Genomic DNA, 18379 nt, shown 5'->3' on the forward strand with positions numbered 1-18379 from the left:
TATTGTAAAGTATAACTAAGTTCAAAGAAATTTTATAAATCTTACCGCTTTATACGGTCTTTTATTTTAGAGGTAGTTTGGATGTTAAAATCACATTCCGAGCAAATTGGTCGCCGCCTATTTGTGTTCGTGATGATTATCGTCTTATCTATCCTCTGTATTTCAATCCCATTGGTCATTAGCCATTATCGCGAATATCAGAAATCACAAACAGCATTGATTGAAATTGAAAATCTTCGAGCTGTTGCTGCTCTAGCGAACCGTATTTCACGCGAGCGTGGCCCTGCGAACATGGCAATGTCGAGTTCACAAGAAGAGTTTGAAAAAAATAAACAAGCGCTTATTGAGTATCGCGCGGGAGTAGATGAACAAATTAAGGTCTCGATTCATCGATTAGATCAGTCTGGATATGATGGGTTAGAAGAGTACGTCGCTCAATACCTAAATCCAAAATTAGCGGAAGGTCGCAAACAAGTCGATCACTATATTTCGTTGCCATTTGCAGAGCGTACGCCTGAAGCTTTAGATCAGGCTATTCTTACAATGTTTAATGCGTGGGATAGCAGCCATGATTTACTGAAAAAACTGGTAATGCAGTCTAAAAGTAAAGACAGTTCGATGGGGCATTATTACACCATGATTTTGGTGTTAGCAGATTTGCGTGATCAGGCTGGACGTGTTGCTTCAAATGTAACTGCACATGTGACATTTCAGCAGCCGTTACCAAGTGACAATATTGCACGCGCATTACAAACGCAAAAACAAGTTCGCTATTTGTGGGATTTAGTGAATACCATCCAACCCGAACGCCATCGTACAGCTGAATTCGCTCGCTTACACCAAGAAGTGAAAACTCAGTTTATTGATCAAGGTTTACCTATCATCATGCGATTAATTGATGAAAGCCGAAAGGGACAACCTTATTTTTTATCAGGGACTGAATTAAGTGTAGCTGTATCTGGTAAATTCTTAACAGTTATCGATTTACAAGACTATTTGCTCAATAAGAGCGTTGAAATCGCAAAGTCAGAAAAAGACGCGAATCAACTGAACTTCCTACTCACGTTGATAGTCTCTTTAATTTCACTATTGGCTGCTTTATTTACGATGATCTATGTTCAACGTAAAGTTATTTCGCCGCTTATCATGGTGAGAGATAAATTAGTTGAATTGTCGTATGCCAATGCTTTGGTCGATAGTCATTTTATTGAAGATCAGCAGAAACAAGTACATTCATTACACGAAGCGATGCAAAAACTTCAGAAAATGTTGCATCAACGTGATGAGTTTGAATTTGAATTAAAGAATATTGCCAATACTGATAAATTAACAGGTGTTTCAAATCGTTTTGCTTTAGAAGCCTATACCAAACTTATGGAGGCTCAGCCCAATAAGTTTACCCAAACGTGTTTGATGATTGTAGATATTGATTATTTTAAACAGGTTAATGATCAATATGGTCATGTGGCAGGGGATCAAGTCATTCAGCAGGTGGCAAATTGTTTAAGTCATAATGTTCGTTCTACGGATTTGGTCGTACGCTTTGGTGGTGATGAATTTTTGGTGTTGATTGAAAATTTAAACCTTGAACATGGTTTACGTGCTGCAGAAAAGATGCGTAAGAGTATTGGTGATATACAATTTACAGATGAGCAAGGTCAATCATTTACGGTTTCGATCAGTGTGGGTGTTGCGGTAGGTGCTGATTCTTGGAAAGCCTTATTTGCTAAGGCAGACCAAGCATTATTTAGAGCGAAAGCGCAGGGGCGTAATACTGTTTCAAGCTAAGATTATGTGAATATTGGCAGTAGTCACGTCCTCAATTGTCAGTTAGATTTTTTATTAAATTTGCGTAGGAATTTCCTACTTTTGAAAGCACAAAAGTAGGCAAAATGCTTTTTTTTTGATTGAGGATATATCCTTATATCCTAATCAAACGGGCGACATCCAGGTCGCTTTCATGTGATTGGATTTCAGTTAAAAATTATTTAGGAATGGCTTTATTTAAACTTTGATAAAGTTGTTTTCTAGTCTCTAATATACTTGCTTTATATTCAGCAGTTTTCTCAATTGAAACAGATTCTTTACGAAAACATGTATAGGAATTAAAAGCACCTACAAGTTCACCGTATCTTCTCAATATTTCTTGTTGATCTTTATAGTCATATAAAAGTAAAAGCCCTTCATTTTTACTTAATAGATTAAAGTCATCAAATAGGTTTTCTCGCAGAGGAGAGAGTCTGTCGCTAATTACTTCTTTATCTAATACAGGCTTTTTAATTTCAAAATCAAATATAGCCCAAATTTTTAAAATTAAATGATTTATTTCCTCTATATCAGAAGAAATTTTTGTTAAAAGATTACGATTAAATTCTTTGTTTTCCTTATTTTGTTGTGCCTTCAAATTTGCCTTTTGATTGAAATAAGTAATGATCCCTGTAATGAGCGCACCTAAACCAATTTTAATAGCTGTATCTAATATTTCTAATAAAGTCATAAGAATAAAAAACGGTGAATGAATCACCGTTTTAGCATAATAAATTATTATTTTGAAACCTCCCTAACCCTCCTTTTCAAAGATGAGGAGCATTAATCCGTAAGGGGGGAGATTATTTCAACATTGGCTTCAAGAATCTCGCTGTATGCGAAACCTTATTTTTCGCTACTTCTTCAGGCGTACCTTCGGCAATAATCATACCACCACCTGCACCACCTTCAGGACCTAAGTCCACAATCCAGTCGGCAGTTTTAATGACATCTAAGTTATGCTCAATCACCACAATGGTATTACCCTTATTGCGTAGCTCATGAAGAATATCCAAAAGTTTCGCAATATCGTGGAAATGTAAACCTGTGGTTGGCTCATCAAGCACATACAGTGTTTTACCTGTATCACGCTTCGCCAACTCACGTGCAAGTTTCACACGCTGTGCTTCACCACCTGAAAGCGTGGTTGCCGACTGACCCAAACGGATATAGCCCAAACCAACTTGATGTAAAGTTTCTAAACGACGATGAATCACAGGAATCGCATCAAAGAAATGCATCGCATCTTCAACGGTCATCTCAAGTACGTCAGAAATATTTTTGCCTTTATAGCCGACTTCCAAAGTTTCACGGTTATAACGCTTGCCATGGCAGGCATCACATGGCACATACATATCTGGTAAGAAATGCATCGCCACTTTAATCATACCGTCGCCTTCACAGGCTTCACAGCGACCACCTTTCACATTAAATGAGAAACGACCCGCGGCATAACCACGCGCTTTGGCTTCTGGGGTTTGAGCAAAGAGTTCACGAATTGGCGTAAACAAACCTGTATAAGTGGCAGGGTTGGAACGAGGCGTACGTCCAATTGGGCTTTGGTCAATATCCACGACTTTATCGAGGAATTGCAGGCCATCAATCGAATCAAATTTTGCCGCCGTTAACGTCGTTGCACCGTTCAATTGTGTTGCTGCAAGCGGTAATAAGGTGCGGTTGATTAAAGTCGATTTACCTGAACCCGATACACCCGTCACACAGGTCATCACACCTAAAGGAATGGTGAGATCAACATTCTTTAAGTTGTGACCACATGCACCCATCAGCTTAATTTGCTCATCAGGTTTAGGTGGTTGTACACGCGTTTTCGGCACCTCAATTTTTAACTTACCTGAAAGGTATTTGCCGGTCAGAGAATCCTCATTGGCTGCCAATTCATCATAAGTCCCCTCGGCAATGACATGACCACCATGCACACCTGCACCAGGACCAATATCAATAATATGATCGGCTGCGCGAATGGCATCTTCATCATGCTCTACCACTAAGACAGTGTTACCGAGATCACGTAAACGAACCAAAGTCTCAAGCAAACGGTCATTATCACGTTGATGCAAGCCAATTGATGGTTCATCCAGCACGTACATGACGCCCATAAGACCTGCACCAATTTGCGAAGCCAAACGGATACGCTGTGCTTCACCCCCTGATAAGGTTTCGGCTGAACGAGATAGACTTAAATAGTTCAAGCCGACTGATACAAGGAAGTGCAAACGCTCACGAATTTCTTTAAAAATCTTATCGGCAATTTCACCTTTGGCGCCTTCAAGATTGAGATCTTGATAGTAGCTTTCGGCATCGCCAATCGACATTTTGGTGATTTCGGCAATGGTTTTGTCTTTGACACGCACATGACGTGAAATTTCATTGAGACGTGAACCGCCACAAGCGTCACATGCAGCATTCGATAAATACTGAGCTAAATCATCACGTACATAGTTTGATTCAGTTTCACGGTAACGACGTTCTAAATGTGGTAAAACCCCTTCGAAAGCCATCACACGGTTATGACGGCGACCACGTTCATCGATATAGCTTAAATCAATTTTTTCTTTGCCTGTACCGTAAAGGAATTTCTTTTTGGTTTCCGCATCAAGTTCATTCCACGGCGTATCAAGAGAAAAGTCGAAATGTGCAGCGACTTTTTCAATCATGCTGTAATAGTATGGACGCTGACGATCCCAACCACGAATTGCCCCTTGGCTAATGCTGACTTCAGGGTTTGGAATGAGTTTGTCAGAACTAAAATGGCTGCGTGTCCCTAAACCATCACAGACTGGGCAAGCACCAAATGGGTTGTTAAAAGAAAACAGACGAGGTTCTAATTCGGCAACGGCACGGTCACATTCAGGACAAGAGTGTTTTGCTGAAAACACACGATCAGATTGTTCGCCTTTCATCCATGACAAAATCGCAATATCGCCACCTAAACGCAGTGCGGTTTCAAAACTTTCTGCAATACGGTTGCCTAAGTCATCGCGGACTTTAAAACGGTCGACCACGACTTCAATGGTATGTTTTTTCTTCTTATCCAGTTCAGGCGGTGGATCAATTTCCATGATTTCACCGTCTACACGTGCACGGACGAAACCTTGGCTTTGTAATTGCTCAAATAAATTGGTGTATTCCCCTTTGCGCTCACGTACAACAGGAGCAAGTAACAATAAAGCCGTACCTTCTTCAAGTGCTTTAACCGCATCAACCATTTCCGACACGGTTTGTGCCACCATCGGCAAGTCATGCTCAGGGCAGTAGGGTGTACCCACTCGAGCATACAACAAACGTAAATAGTCATAAATTTCAGTAATCGTACCGACCGTTGAACGTGGGTTATGACTGGTTGATTTCTGCTCGATGGCAATAGCTGGGCTTAAACCTTCAATCGAATCGACTTCAGGTTTTTCCATTTGTGACAGGAATTGGCGTGCATAGGCAGATAAAGATTCCACATAGCGACGTTGACCTTCTGCATATAAGGTGTCGAAAGCCAGTGAAGATTTACCTGAACCTGAAAGTCCCGTAATCACCACGAACTTATCGCGTGGAATATCAAGGTTCACATTTTTTAAGTTATGGGTGCGTGCGCCTCGAATACGGATATGACTTTGGCTCATAAAACATCTCGAAAATATGCTGAGTGAAGGTGATATATGATAGCGATTTAATTTTGTTCAAGCACAATTGAAAAATAAAACACGACAAATTATGTCGGTAGAATTTCATTGAACAGCAAAAATCCAATGTAAAGTGCTTTAAGAGCTCCTGCAATCTGATTTTAAATAGATGAACAAGACAGAATCAATTCGCAAATTTGATGTCATGATGAGCCATAGGATATTAAATATAAGTAATTTCGGGTGAATATTGATCAGCAAGCACGTGAATAGTGACGTTCGAAAATAGAGTCCACCTGTTCAAAACATATATGTCTTTCAATAGCATGATGTTGACGTGCGTAAAAATTTACTTCTTTTTCTAAGTGTTGAAGAAAATCGTTATATTCGGCTTCGAAATGTTGTAAATCTAGAAAATCAAAACGTATAGAGCTTGAACAAGAGTATTGTGCAATGAAGTCGAGCATTAAATTTTGAATATGATGATTGGTAAAATAAATGAGATATGTGGCAGCAGATCCACAGTGTGTACATCCTTTTTCTAAATAAACTTCTTCATTATTTAACCAACAGCATTGTAAAGTGAAATATGCACGGATTGCTTCTGTTCCCAGTGAATGTTGCATAGAAAACCTCAAGTAAATTTTATTTATGATAATGAGAATTATTATCAATAATAATTGTGCTTGAAGTTTGCTTTAAAATCCAGTCTTAAATCCATTTAAATCGAAATGAGCCTGAAAGTCGGCAATGCAGTTTAGATCACCGACCTTTAATTTAGTTATACAGGTGATAGCATCATGAGTGATCTAGGCTTAACCATTGACGTTGATGATAAGCACTATCCCAGAATAAATATTCGAGTTCAGCTCCCCGTGTGTAAGCTTGATGCATTTTTTCAATGGTATGTTGATCGCTTTCTGCCGCAACTCGGTCAATAATTTCAATGACTTTGCGTACTTCTTCGTTGAAATGCTCGCCAGCATAAGTGTCAATCCACGCTTGATAAGGATTATTTGCAATATTATGTTTAAGAATGTCTTTGCCCACTTCCGCATAAATCCAATAGCACGGCAGTAATGAAGCTAAAACGACAGGATAACTCTCTGACCATGCAGTAGCTGTCAGAAATGAGGTGTAATGATGGCAAGCAGCAGTCAAAGGTGTATTTTCAAAATCAGCTTTAGTGATGCCAAATTCGTGCATAAAACCATTGTGCAGTTCACGTTCAACCACAATTGCTTCATTAGCGCCTTGCGTAAATTGAATAATGGCATCGGAGTCATATGCTTTAGCACCACAAATAGCCAATGCTCGACCATAGGCAACCAGGTAATGCGCATCCTGAATGACGTAATGGCAGAAAGCTTCTCGATCGAGTGTTCCAAGCGCCAGTTCTTGGTTAAAAGGGAGTGCTAATGTTTTTTGATATAAATCGTAGTTTCGTTGCCAAACGGCTTCTGAAAAACGCATAAATCCATCCTGAATAAAATCATCTCTATGTATCAGCTAAGATCATATCAATTTGTCGTTACAAAACTAGCTTGAGCGATACATCATCTTCAACAAAAAAATCATACGAAGAACTTTGGATAAATTTTGAAAACTCGTCATAATTAGCACAGTTTAATTGAGTGTCTTTTAGCGCTAGAGATCAGACATTCAATTTATAGAATTTTTACAAATCACTAAGCACAGACTTCACTTAATATTCGTCATATAAAAATCCTAAGTTTATGTTTTGTAAAATTTTTATTGATTCACCTCATTTTTTATAAGGTCGCTAGATTATGTGGAAACATTTTGGTTTCTCTATCGTATTCACGATCGTGTGTCTTGCGCTGTCTGCCTATTGGGGTTATACCCATGGTCCAGAAGCTGGCCTCAAGACCATGTTCACCGTACTGACCATCACTGCAATTTTAGCTGTGATGGAGGTTTCACTTTCTTTTGATAATGCTGTCGTCAATGCTTCAGTGCTTCGTCATTGGGATCACTTTTGGAAAATGCTTTTCCTGACTGTGGGTATTCTCATTGCAGTATTTGGTATGCGTTTAATCTTCCCAATTGTGATCGTCGCGGTCACAGCGGATATGGGCATGATGGAAGTTGTCAATTTGGCATTAAATGACCCTAAAGAATATTCGGCACGACTGATGAATCATCATCCTGAAATTGCAGCATTTGGTGGTGCATTCTTATTGATGGTATTCCTTAACTTTTTCTTGGATGATGGTAAAGACACGCATTGGTTCAAATGGATTGAGCGTCGTTTAGCGAAACTGGCATCTGTACCTGCACTATCTGTATTTGTAGCTTTAGTGGCTTTACTGATCATGGCAGCTAATGTTGATGAAGCTAAACGCTTAGTCGTGACTATGGCGGGTATCTGGGGCATCGTCATTTATATTGGGGTACAAGTACTGAGCCATTTGCTGGGTGGTGAGCCTGAAATTGATGAAAATGGTAATGCAATTGGTCACGATAGTAATGGTGTGCCAACAGGCGTAGTCAAAGCGGGTATCGGTGGATTCTTGTATTTAGAAGTATTGGATGCATCATTTAGTTTTGATGGTGTGATTGGTGCTTTTGCCATTACTTCAGATGTTGTGGTGATTATGTTAGGTCTCGCGATTGGTGCCATCTTTGTTCGTTCGATTACCATCTATCTCGTTGAGAAAGGTACTTTAGATGCTTACATCTATTTAGAACATGGTGCGCACTATGCAATTGGTGCATTGGCTTTCATTATGATTGCGAGTGGTACGGGCGTACATGTTCCTGAAGTGGTAACAGGTCTGATTGGTGTAGCATTTATTGTTTGGGCAGTGATTGCATCTATTCAATATAAGAAGCGTCAAGCGCTACAAGGCTAGATGAACACATCGAAAAAAGCACAGCACAAGCTGTGCTTTTTTGGCTTAAGGCTTTTGCTCTAGGGAAAACAGATGGTGTTGATCTTTATTTCAAATAAAATTCATGCCTGTTCATCAGCCGAATATTCTATAATCAAAGTAGACATAGAAATCACGCGATAACCTAAATTTTATGATGAATGCCTTAGAACGCCGTTCCACATTTGCATTGAGCAGCATTTTTGCATTGCGAATGTTAGGTCTGTTTATGATTGTCCCGGTCTTTTCTGTTGCGGGACAGGCTTATGAATATGCAACACCTGCTTTGATTGGTTTGGCCGTAGGTGTGTATGGTTTGACTCAGGCAATACTACAAATTCCTTTTAGTTTGATTGCAGACCGCTATAGCCGAAAGCCGCTGATCGTATTGGGTTTATTGTTGTTTGCCTTGGGTGGTGCAATCGCAGCAATGTCAGACACAATCTATGGTGTGATTATAGGGCGTGCAATAGCTGGGGGTGGAGCTGTCTCTGCTGTCGTCATGGCGTTATTGGCAGATGTTACGCGTGAAGAAAATCGTATGAAGGCGATGGCAATGATGGGGATGAGTATTGGTCTCTCTTTCGTTATTGCATTTAGTTTAGGGCCATGGTTGACCAGCGTGGTGGGTATTTCAGGCTTATTCTGGGTGACCACACTCATGGGATTACTTGCCATTGCAATGCTATTTCTTGTTCCCAAAACAACACGTCATCATAAAAATTTTCAGCAAGGTTATCTCACGCAGCTAAAACAAGTTTTGAAAATGGGCGATTTAAATCGCTTACATGTTTCTGTGTTTGCTTTGCATTTATTGCTGACGGCGATGTTCATCTATGTGCCTTCTCAATTGATTGACTTTGCAGATATTCCTTTAGCTCAGCATGGTTTGATCTATCTTCCCTTATTGGTAATCAGTTTATTTTTTGCTTTTCCTAGTATCATTCTTGCTGAAAAATATCGAAAAATGCGAGGTATTTTTCTGACTGCGATTGCTGGGATCATCGCCGGTTTGATCGTGATGATTTTTGGATTTGAATCGAAATACATTTTGTTGCTTGGTTTAGGTCTTTTCTTTATTGCCTTTAATGTGATGGAAGCACTACTGCCATCTTGGTTATCGAAGGCAGCACCTATCCAATCCAAAGCGACAGCAATGGGTGTGAATGCCAGTGGTCAATTCTTAGGTGCTTTTTTTGGCGGTATACTGGGTGGGCAATTGCTGATGTTAAATAACACTGCTCTAGGCTGGGGGGTACTGACAGGAATTGCCATTCTTTGGCTGTTGATTAGTTTTGGATTAAAGCAGCCACGTTATTTATCATCACTGATTTTGAGTTTGCCCAAAGTCCAAGAAACAGATGAATGGACTTCTCAGTTACTGGCAATTCGTGGTATTGAAGAGGTCGTGGTGATGACTGATCAACAAGTGGTCTATGTCAAAGTTGATAAGCAGCAGTTAGATGACACTGCGCGACAACATTTAACGCACTTGTTGGGTAAAGAGGTAGCCATTTAATCATAACTCTTATAAAGTAAAACATAGAATCGAATAGGAAGATTAGAGCACATGCGCGGCGTGAATAAAGTTATTTTAGTTGGTACTTTAGGTAAAGATCCTGAGACAAAAACATTTCCCAATGGTGGTTCATTAACGCAGTTTTCAATTGCGACAAGTGAATCTTGGACAGATAAAAACTCAGGTGAACGCAAAGAACAAACAGAATGGCACCGTATCGTCTTACATAATCGTTTAGGTGAAATTGCACAGCAATATTTACGTAAAGGTTCAAAAGTTTATATTGAAGGCTCTTTACGTACCCGTCAGTGGACAGACCAAAATGGTCAAGAACGTTACACGACTGAAATTCGTGGCGAACAAATGCAGATGTTAGATTCTAATAATCGTCAGCAAAGTGAAAATGGTGGTGAAGGTTATAATCAACCACGTTTTAATAACAACCAAGGCGGTGGTTATGGCAACCAAGGTGGTTATAACAATAATAATCAAGGTAGCGGTTATGGTAACCAAGCTGGTTATGGTAATAACAACGTTAACCAAGGCTTCCAAAAGCCACAAAATCAACCAGCGCCGAAGCCAATGGCGACAGCACCATCTGATTTAGATGATGATTTACCGTTCTGACACATACCTGAGAGTAGTTTTTGTTAAATTTTAATGTTTTTTATTATTTAACAATGAATTAAATAGTTAAAAACCCTTTGTATAACAAAGGGTTTTTTGTTTTTATGGTGATATAGTAAAACGTTTGTTCATAGTTGAATTAGGGATAGTTGAATGAAAGACGGGATTATATTTTTAACTTGTGTGCTGTGTAGCAGCATGAGTTTAGCACAATCACCACAATGGACCATGTTTGATCGGGATGATGGGGGCTGGTCTTATATTGATAAAACGACTATTAAATCACTCGATCAAGCCTCGCATATTTTTGAAATTGACTATAAATATGTGTATGAACATGGCGTGCCCTCATTAAACATCAAACCAAAGGGCTACATACAAGCCGTTCATCAAATTGATTGTCAAAATAAAGCCAGAGCCTATGTCAAAAGTCAGCGTTTTACACCTCAAGGTAAAGCCGTAGATGATAATAATTCATTCGATACGATTTATTTTGAACCCATGTCAATGCAACTTTCTAAAAATATTAAATTAATTGAGATGTTGTGTATCAAATAAATTGAATCATTTTAAAGAGCAGAGCATTGTGACATTATATTTGAATCAATGTGTCATCATTCAAAGCCTATGAGCATATCAAGGCTTTGCATGATAGTTACTCTAAAATTAGAATTTACCATTCATAACGTAAACGGAATAAATGCATATCTGGGGTTTGGAACGTATCATGTGTATATAAACGTTCATAATCAAATCCAAAACCATGGTTAAATCTAGCTGCTATACCAACACCGAGATCACGGCGTTTAAACTCTGAGCCACTGGTATATTCAAGTTGATTTCCCATGATATAGGGCTGAATGAATTTGATACCGTATTCTTCAATCTTGAAGTGCTGTCCCGCATAAAATTCAACGCCATAAGCCTCAGTATTCAGCAATGATTGAAGTTGAAAATCGCTCGATTCACTGTAAGCATCAAAATTTGGAACTAGATTTTTATACCAACCAGCGCCAAAGCTAAGCATCCATTTTCCATCAAAATAAAATAATGAACTTGCCCAAATTTCTTGCTTTAAATCATGTTTATCTTGTTGATTGTTCAGACTAGCATCGTTGTACTTCCATGAGGTCGCCCAACTTAAATTTTTATTTAAATGCACATCAACTGCCAATTCGGCACCATTTTTACGTTGATATTGCACATCCGTATCTGCGACCGTCGTACTATCCTTGAACAAATAGCTGGCATATAAGTTTGCTTTATCCGTTTTGAGCTCATAACGTAAAGTTTTATGAGCTGCTTGCGTACCATCTGTATAAGCGACAGGGCTCCACGTTTGGGGCTGAGCCAAGGTTGAGTAATTCCATAGGTCAGTTTTGGCACCTACAATGTCGTAATAAATACTATAGATTTTTCCAAATTTAACGGTACCGTATGCTGAATCACGCAGACCAATATACGCCTGTTCGGTGGTGATGTTTTCATCAGAGGAACGGTAATGACCGTCCCAATCCAGCATCTTGGGAAGATTGATATAGTTTTGATAGCCTGCAATTAAATGCAAACGTTCATTCCATGCATAATCAGCATTGGCATACATACGGCTATTTGAGCTATAACCATCTCTGCGATATTTCTGATTTTCGTTAGATTGATCGTAATGATCGAAATTTAAGGCTTGTAGACGAATACTACCAGACGTGGTGAGTTTTAAACGATCGGATTCACTCACAATTTGCTGTTCATCAATGAGTGTTATCTCGGCAAATGTAAGATTTGACAAAATAAAGGTGCAGGAAAGGAATAGCTTGTAAAAGCATGGTTTTGACATAGTAACATCCGTGTGACTAGATATGAATTAAGCTGGTGATTCAGCTGATTAAAGCTGAGCAGAAATTAGGTGGTCATTATCGATTTAAAATATCGTTCCAAAATGGAGTAGTGGTTAGTGTCTACAAAACTCAATAGATGCGTGAATTCAGGCTCTAGTTGCTGTCGAATTTGATAATATTTTTGGCTCTGCCATTTCAGTTCTGGTAACTCATCGAGTCCATACGCAATCGTACAGGGCTTCGCAAAGTGCGTAGAATGTTCAACTGGACTTAAGTTTTTAATGTCTAGCTCAGATAAATTTAGCGCCTTGTTTAAATGTGTTTCTTGAATCGGTTTTAGGTCATAGATACCACTGAGTAATATCGCTGAACAAATCAAGGGATGATCTAAATTTAAAGCAGCCAAATGGGCACCAGCAGAATGTCCAACCACAATGACATTGGGGCTGATCCAAGTTTGTTTGTGGATATAATCGAGCGCTTTGCGAATTTGTAGATTAATCAGATTTAAACTACTTTGAGGCGCTAAATCATATTCAACCAACACACATTGAGCATTTTGCTGTAAAACAAATTCAGCAACAAAGGCAAAATCCCTTTTTTCACACCATTGCCAATAACCACCATGTATAAAAATAACAGTAGTATTGGTGGCAACAGGTGTGGGGAAAAAATCAAGTGTAGATCTTCGCTGAAAGTCGTACTGTAAATCGGCAATATGATGGTGTTGCTTATAAGTCGCTTGGCTCATTTTTTGAAAATCAGACAAGATCTGATTTTCATCCGTCACAGTTTGCGAGTTGTCATAGAGCATGATTTACAGCTCCTTTACTAGGCTTGTTCATTTTCAGTTAATTGATGCTTTAAGGATGATTTCTTCATTTGATAGAAAATGATTAACATCACGATAAAAGGCACGCCAAACTGGAGAGTTGATTTAAATTCTTGCGTAAACCATGTGGTAAGCGTGATTGCAAGAATGGCAAACAAACCAATAAAGGAAATATAACGACTACCAGGAATGCTGTATTTGAGGTGGATATTATTTTTTGCTAAGTTCTTTCTAAAGAAGTAGTGTGTGGCAAAGATCGCCCCCCAAGTAAATAAAGCTCCAAACATGGACAGTGCAATCATGATTGGAAATGCTGATTCGGGATTAATGCTATATACAATACTCGCCACGGCAATACCTGTTGCCGAAAGTAGCAAGGCATTGATGGGCACCCCATTTTTACGAATTTTACCAAACAGCTTAGGTGCATCTCCTGAACGTGACAAGCTGAATAACATACGCGTTGAGATATATAACATGCTGTTCATTGCGGACAGTGCTGCCACAATCACAATGAAGTTTAAAATATGATCAGCAAAAGGAATGCCGACAATTTGCATAACAGACACGAAAGGACTGGTTGCACCTGGTGCTATCAATTGAGTCCATGGAACGAGAGTGACAATTAAACTCAGCGATAGTAAATAAAATAGAAATAAGCGAATCGCAGTGCTTTTGAAAGCGTATTTAACTGCTTTTTCAGGATCATTGGCTTCACCTGCAGCAACCGCGATCATTTCGATACTGAGATAACTAAAAATAGAAATAATGACACCAATCCAAACACCTTTAAATCCATTTGGCATAAAGCCATCATGTGCAGTGAGATTGTGAGTTAGCGCTTGATGAGGATTTGGATCTTGCGTCAAAATACCTATTGCCAACAGAATAAACACAATGATGGCAAATACTTTGATCGTCGAAAACCAATATTCAACTAAGCCAAATGCTTTGACACTATAAGCATTTACTGCGAGAAGTACGGTTGAAAAAAATACGATCCAAATACCTGAACCGACATGAGGAAACCAAAGTTTCATATAGTCAGCCACGGCGGTAATTTCTGTGCCTACAGCCAACACGATACATGCCCAGTAGCTATAACGAACTAAGAAACCAGAAAGTGGGTTGATATAATGTTCAGCGTAAGCACCAAACGAGCCTGAAGTGGGGTGTTGTACAGTCATTTCTGCCAGGCAAGCCATTAGTGCAAAAGCAATTAATCCGCCGATCGCATAGCTTAGAATGACAGCAGGTCCTGCAAAACTAATGGCAAATTTACTACCCATAAATAGACCAGTGCCTATGGCACCGCCTATTGCAATCATGCCCATTTGTTTAGCGGTTAATTTTTTATGTAATCCTGCTTCGCGTGTTTGAATTTTATCGAAGTTACTCATAAGCCCTCCTGGCCATGGTGATGTAAAGTGAGTAACTGAATTAAGTTACTTGACCTCGCACCGAATATTTTTCATTTTTCCATTCTTTATTCAGCATCACTTGTTTAAGATGTTGAACAGCATGCCAAATGTCTTCATGGCTTAGGTACAAAGGTGTGACCCCGAATCTGAGCACGGCTGGCTCTCGGTAATCTCCAATCACACCACGTGCAACAAGCGCTTGGACAATGGCATAACCGTGTTCATGGCAATAACTCACATGACTACCACGCTGTAAATGATCGATTGGTGTAATTAACTCAAAACCAAATTCAGCACATTCCTGTTCAACCAATTGAATAAAGAGATCTGTTAAATTTAGAGATTTTTCTCGGATCTTTTGCATGTCAGTTTTTAAGAACACATCTAAACCACATTCGATCAAACTCATGGACAAAATGCTTTGGGTGCCACATAAAAAACGACGAATGCCTTGAGCTGGCTCGTAGTGATCAGCCATATCAAAAGGACGTTGATGCCCCCACCATCCTGAAAGAGGTTGCCAAAATTTATTTTGGTGTTTTGCATGTACCCAGATGAGGGCAGGAGAACCTGGTCCACCATTAAGGTATTTATATGTGCAACTTACGGCAAAATCACTTTGGGTCTTGTTTAAATCGATTGGAACAGCGCCTGCAGAGTGGCATAGATCCCAGATGACCAAAGCGTTATGTTGATGAATCGTTTGATTGACCTGTTTCATGTCATAGAAATAGCCTGAGCGGTAATTGATATGTGACAACACCACAACTGCCGTTTGATGGGCTTTCAGAGTGGTTTCTAATTCATCAGGATGTTCGATTAAAACCAGTTGGTAGCCTTTTTGAACAAGGTCAATATAACCTTCAATAATATATAGGTCAGTCGGGAAGACGTCCTTTTCCGCAATAATCACTTTACGTTCAGGAGCGATTTCAGCTTGGATTTTGACAGCAGCAGAGAGTGCTTTAAATAAGTTGAGTGTGGTTGAATCAGAGATCACCGTTTCGCCTGGATTTGCCCCAATGAGCTGAGCCACCTTATCACCTAACCGAGTCGATAATCCCCACCAATCCGCTTTGTTCCAGCTATTGATGAGATCTTCTCCCCACTCTTGACTGACCACTTCGTGAGCACGTGTTAAAGCAGATTTAGGGCGTGCCCCAAGGGAATTTCCATCTAAATAAATGGTGTTCTCAGGTAAAGCAAATTCATTCTTTAAGTGGCTTAGTTTGTCTTGAGCATCCCATGCTTTGCATTGATCTAAGGTAATCATTTTTAACCTAACTTAGTCCGTGTTATTTCATTCGATTTTATCACGGCATTTTTTCATATTTATCCGATAATCATGCTTGAAATTGCATGAAAACTGGATAATATTCGAATTAAATATAAAAAATCAGGATGATATTTAGGAATGAATTTAGACCTCATTGATCATAAAATTTTAAGACTGTTACAACAAAATGCACGACTAAGTCATCAGGAATTGGCAGATTTAGTGAATCTTTCTGCTTCAGCTTGCCATCGCCGTGTCAAAATTTTAGAAAACAATGGAGTCATCGAAAAATACCAAGCAAAAATTAATTATGAAAAATTGGGTATTCAGGTTGAGGCGATTGTCGAAATTAAACTCAATCAGCTGACCGAATCAGATCATCAGCATTTTCTGAGCCAGATTCGTAATTTTGATGAAGTGATCAATGCTTTTATCATTACAGGGGATTCGAATTACGTTCTCTTTGTGGCCACCAAGGATTTAAATGGGTTTTCCCAGTTTATTATTAATAAGTTAAACAAAATTAAAGGTATAGCCAACATTAATTCTAAAATTATTCTTGAAAAAGTGATCGAGAAGACCTTCATGTGATCATTAATTTTTTTATGAAAAAAGTGAATCCGTATTTTAAAATCAACCTCGAATTGATTTTACAAGCGATGTTTTTTTTATGAGTTAAAACACATAAAACTGCTATTATGGTTCATCTTTTTTTTAAAAATAATTCTATGAACGAACATTACAAATATATATACACTAAATTTAGTTTTTTTGGTTCATTACCTACATATAAGGTGTTTCTGAATGAACAAAATAAGATCGTAAAATGGGTCTTTGCTGATAACTCTTTTATCTATGGGTATATATCTGATTGGGCATTGAATCATTCTGGTTTAGATGTGGGAAAGGCTACTTGGGCTGAAGAGTCGACATTATTACTAAATAATGAAAAATTTAAACTCAATTTGTATAGGTCTTTACATCAAAAATTTAAAACAGAATTGTCTGAATAATTTATCTAGTAACGATAATGATTTTATAGTTTTTGATAAAAATAAATTATTTAGATTGCTATATATCTCAAATTAGCGTACAAATGCACTTGTTGATGCGGGATGGAGCAGTCTGGTAGCTCGTCGGGCTCATAACCCGAAGGTCGTTGGTTCAAATCCAGCTCCCGCTACCAATTAAAAACTAATTTAAAAGTTTACAACCTAATTGCGGTCGATCTGTAGTTAGGTTTTTTTATTAAATCAATAAATCAATAAATCAATAAATCAATAAATCAATAAATCAATAAATCAATAAATCAATAAATCAATAAATCAATAAATCAATAAATCAATTAAATATGTGTTATATTGGTTTTCTAGAATTATAATTTTATTGTTTACTAATTTTATTTTGATCTGATATTAATTACATCTTTCATTCTATTAAAAGTCTATCTTCAAAATTATTTTCTAATTATTCATTACATAATATAGGAAATAAATGATGTCTAATTTAACAACTGGTACAGTTAAGTGGTTCAACGAAACTAAGGGTTTCGGATTTATCGCTGTAGATAATGGTCAAGATGTATTTGCTCATTTTAGTGAAATTCGAGCAAATGGTTTCAAGAATCTAGTCGAAGGACAGCGAGTTCAATTTGTTGTGCAACAAGGTCAGCGTGGCTTACAAGCAAGTGATATTGTAGCTATTTCATGAATACCTCATTAATTGAGGTGAAAGATCAGTTTGAAGTTAAATATGCAGTGATAGGTACATTTAATACTTCGCAGCATGCTTCGAACTTATCTCAAATAAATATTAAATTTATCACTGTTGATAATGAAAATATAAGACCTAGTTTTGATTTAAATTTTCATAGTTTAAATACTGGTAAAATTTACCAGCTCATTTAAATATTAAAATTAAACCATAAAATATTTTTTATGGTATAATCGTTGTTGATCGAATCCGTAAGCGAAACGGAAGTGTTTAGATAGAACTTAGAATTGCGTATTCTCAATTTATAGATTTTAATATCTATGATATCTAAACAGTTAACGCAGAGCATGAACTCGCACCATGCCGATCTTAGAAGTCCACAATCTCATTGTGGGCTTTTTATAATTAAATACATGCTAATGTAAAATTGTAATTTGAATTATAGGCTTGAGCCTCTTCGATATCAGAATCCATACTCTCGATTTAAATATTTAATATTATTTTTAATTTTACATGAGCTCATTAATGAGTAAGTGAAAATGAATATCTCTAATGGCTGGACTACAGCAAAAGCAGTGAATGGTGAAACCATTCGAATTAACATTATCCCATTTCATAAAGTTCAAAATACGATGAGAGGGCAAATTCTTGTAGAAGTTTATAAACAAGTTGAAGTCGAATCAGGTGAAGTATTTGAAATAAACTTAGATGGCCGATCTTTTTTCTTGGGATTTAATAATCTATATAAGATTATGATTTAAAAATATTTTTCATAAATGATGCTATTTTTAGTAGTAAAACCTTTAAAGATCATCAAGATA

At 38.0% G+C, this 18379-nt stretch carries 17 protein-coding genes and 1 tRNA gene; 10 read left to right on the forward strand and 8 right to left on the reverse strand.

All coding sequences use genetic code 11. From position 1 onward, the window contains the following. The first annotated feature begins 81 nt into the window (after positions 1–81). Positions 82–1788 carry a GGDEF domain-containing protein gene (locus tag AC1M87_RS02425; protein WP_481592841.1) on the forward strand — a complete coding sequence of 569 codons (1707 nt, stop codon included), beginning with the start codon at positions 82–84 and terminating at the stop codon, positions 1786–1788. A gap of 196 nt (positions 1789–1984) precedes the next feature. On the opposite strand, the gene AC1M87_RS02430 is transcribed toward AC1M87_RS02425, so the two are convergent. The 4 genes from AC1M87_RS02430 to tenA all read right to left on the reverse strand — a co-directional run bounded on the left by AC1M87_RS02430 (position 1985) and on the right by tenA (position 6914). Beyond that, on the reverse strand, positions 1985–2497 hold the full coding sequence (locus AC1M87_RS02430; RefSeq protein WP_035265770.1) for a hypothetical protein: 513 nt from the start codon (positions 2495–2497) through the stop codon (positions 1985–1987). Between the two features lie 112 nt (positions 2498–2609). Beyond that, entirely contained in the window at positions 2610–5441 is a 2832-nt protein-coding gene (gene uvrA / locus AC1M87_RS02435; RefSeq protein WP_481592842.1) for an excinuclease ABC subunit UvrA, read from the reverse strand. A gap of 254 nt (positions 5442–5695) precedes the next feature. Then, the gene (locus AC1M87_RS02440) at positions 5696–6067 is read right to left on the reverse strand and encodes a hypothetical protein (protein ID WP_180028470.1); all 372 of its coding nucleotides are present in this window, start codon (positions 6065–6067) and stop codon (positions 5696–5698) included. A gap of 172 nt (positions 6068–6239) precedes the next feature. Next, positions 6240–6914 carry a thiaminase II gene (gene tenA / locus AC1M87_RS02445; RefSeq protein WP_481592843.1) on the reverse strand — a complete coding sequence of 225 codons (675 nt, stop codon included), beginning with the start codon at positions 6912–6914 and terminating at the stop codon, positions 6240–6242. Positions 6915–7231: 317 nt separating this feature from the next. On the opposite strand from tenA, the gene AC1M87_RS02450 reads away from it, so the two are divergent. From AC1M87_RS02450 to AC1M87_RS02465, 4 genes are all read left to right on the forward strand, one after another. Beyond that, on the forward strand, positions 7232–8317 hold the full coding sequence (locus tag AC1M87_RS02450) for a DUF475 domain-containing protein (protein ID WP_179999088.1): 1086 nt from the start codon (positions 7232–7234) through the stop codon (positions 8315–8317). 172 nt (positions 8318–8489) lie between these two features. Beyond that, positions 8490–9854 carry an MFS transporter gene (locus AC1M87_RS02455; protein ID WP_035265762.1) on the forward strand — a complete coding sequence of 455 codons (1365 nt, stop codon included), beginning with the start codon at positions 8490–8492 and terminating at the stop codon, positions 9852–9854. 51 nt (positions 9855–9905) lie between these two features. Further along, complete coding sequence (gene ssb, locus AC1M87_RS02460; RefSeq protein WP_092766486.1) at positions 9906–10481, forward strand: single-stranded DNA-binding protein; 576 nt, start codon at positions 9906–9908, stop codon at positions 10479–10481. A 153-nt stretch (positions 10482–10634) separates the two neighbouring features. Continuing rightward, on the forward strand, positions 10635–11039 hold the full coding sequence (locus AC1M87_RS02465) for a hypothetical protein (RefSeq protein WP_143047394.1): 405 nt from the start codon (positions 10635–10637) through the stop codon (positions 11037–11039). A gap of 115 nt (positions 11040–11154) precedes the next feature. On the opposite strand, the gene AC1M87_RS02470 is transcribed toward AC1M87_RS02465, so the two are convergent. From AC1M87_RS02470 to kynU, 4 genes are all read right to left on the reverse strand, one after another. Further along, positions 11155–12315, reverse strand: coding sequence for a porin (locus AC1M87_RS02470; RefSeq protein ID WP_481590135.1), 1161 nt, complete (start codon positions 12313–12315; stop codon positions 11155–11157). A 65-nt stretch (positions 12316–12380) separates the two neighbouring features. Then, a complete protein-coding gene (locus AC1M87_RS02475) occupies positions 12381–13133 on the reverse strand; it encodes an alpha/beta hydrolase (RefSeq protein ID WP_481592884.1) in 753 nt (250 codons plus the stop codon). A 14-nt stretch (positions 13134–13147) separates the two neighbouring features. Then, entirely contained in the window at positions 13148–14548 is a 1401-nt protein-coding gene (locus AC1M87_RS02480; protein ID WP_180028467.1) for an amino acid permease, read from the reverse strand. 40 nt (positions 14549–14588) lie between these two features. Further along, a complete protein-coding gene (kynU, locus tag AC1M87_RS02485; RefSeq protein ID WP_481592844.1) occupies positions 14589–15842 on the reverse strand; it encodes a kynureninase in 1254 nt (417 codons plus the stop codon). 141 nt (positions 15843–15983) lie between these two features. On the opposite strand from kynU, the gene gigD reads away from it, so the two are divergent. The 5 genes from gigD (at position 15984) to AC1M87_RS02510 (ending at position 18319) form a co-directional block, all read left to right on the forward strand. Then, on the forward strand, positions 15984–16436 hold the full coding sequence (gene gigD / locus AC1M87_RS02490; RefSeq protein ID WP_092766480.1) for an Lrp/AsnC family transcriptional regulator GigD: 453 nt from the start codon (positions 15984–15986) through the stop codon (positions 16434–16436). Between the two features lie 518 nt (positions 16437–16954). Next, positions 16955–17031: transfer RNA gene (locus AC1M87_RS02495), tRNA-Met, on the forward strand. 311 nt (positions 17032–17342) lie between these two features. Then, entirely contained in the window at positions 17343–17555 is a 213-nt protein-coding gene (locus tag AC1M87_RS02500; RefSeq protein WP_035267602.1) for a cold-shock protein, read from the forward strand. Further along, positions 17552–17752: a hypothetical protein gene (locus AC1M87_RS02505; RefSeq protein WP_092766478.1), complete on the forward strand. Its 201-nt coding sequence runs from the start codon at positions 17552–17554 to the stop codon at positions 17750–17752. Before AC1M87_RS02500 ends, AC1M87_RS02505 begins: the two co-directional genes overlap by 4 nt. A gap of 345 nt (positions 17753–18097) precedes the next feature. Beyond that, entirely contained in the window at positions 18098–18319 is a 222-nt protein-coding gene (locus AC1M87_RS02510) for a transposase (RefSeq protein ID WP_481592845.1), read from the forward strand. Positions 18320–18379: the final 60 nt, after the last annotated feature.

This window comes from Acinetobacter sp. 24-47-62, from assembly GCF_056779765.1.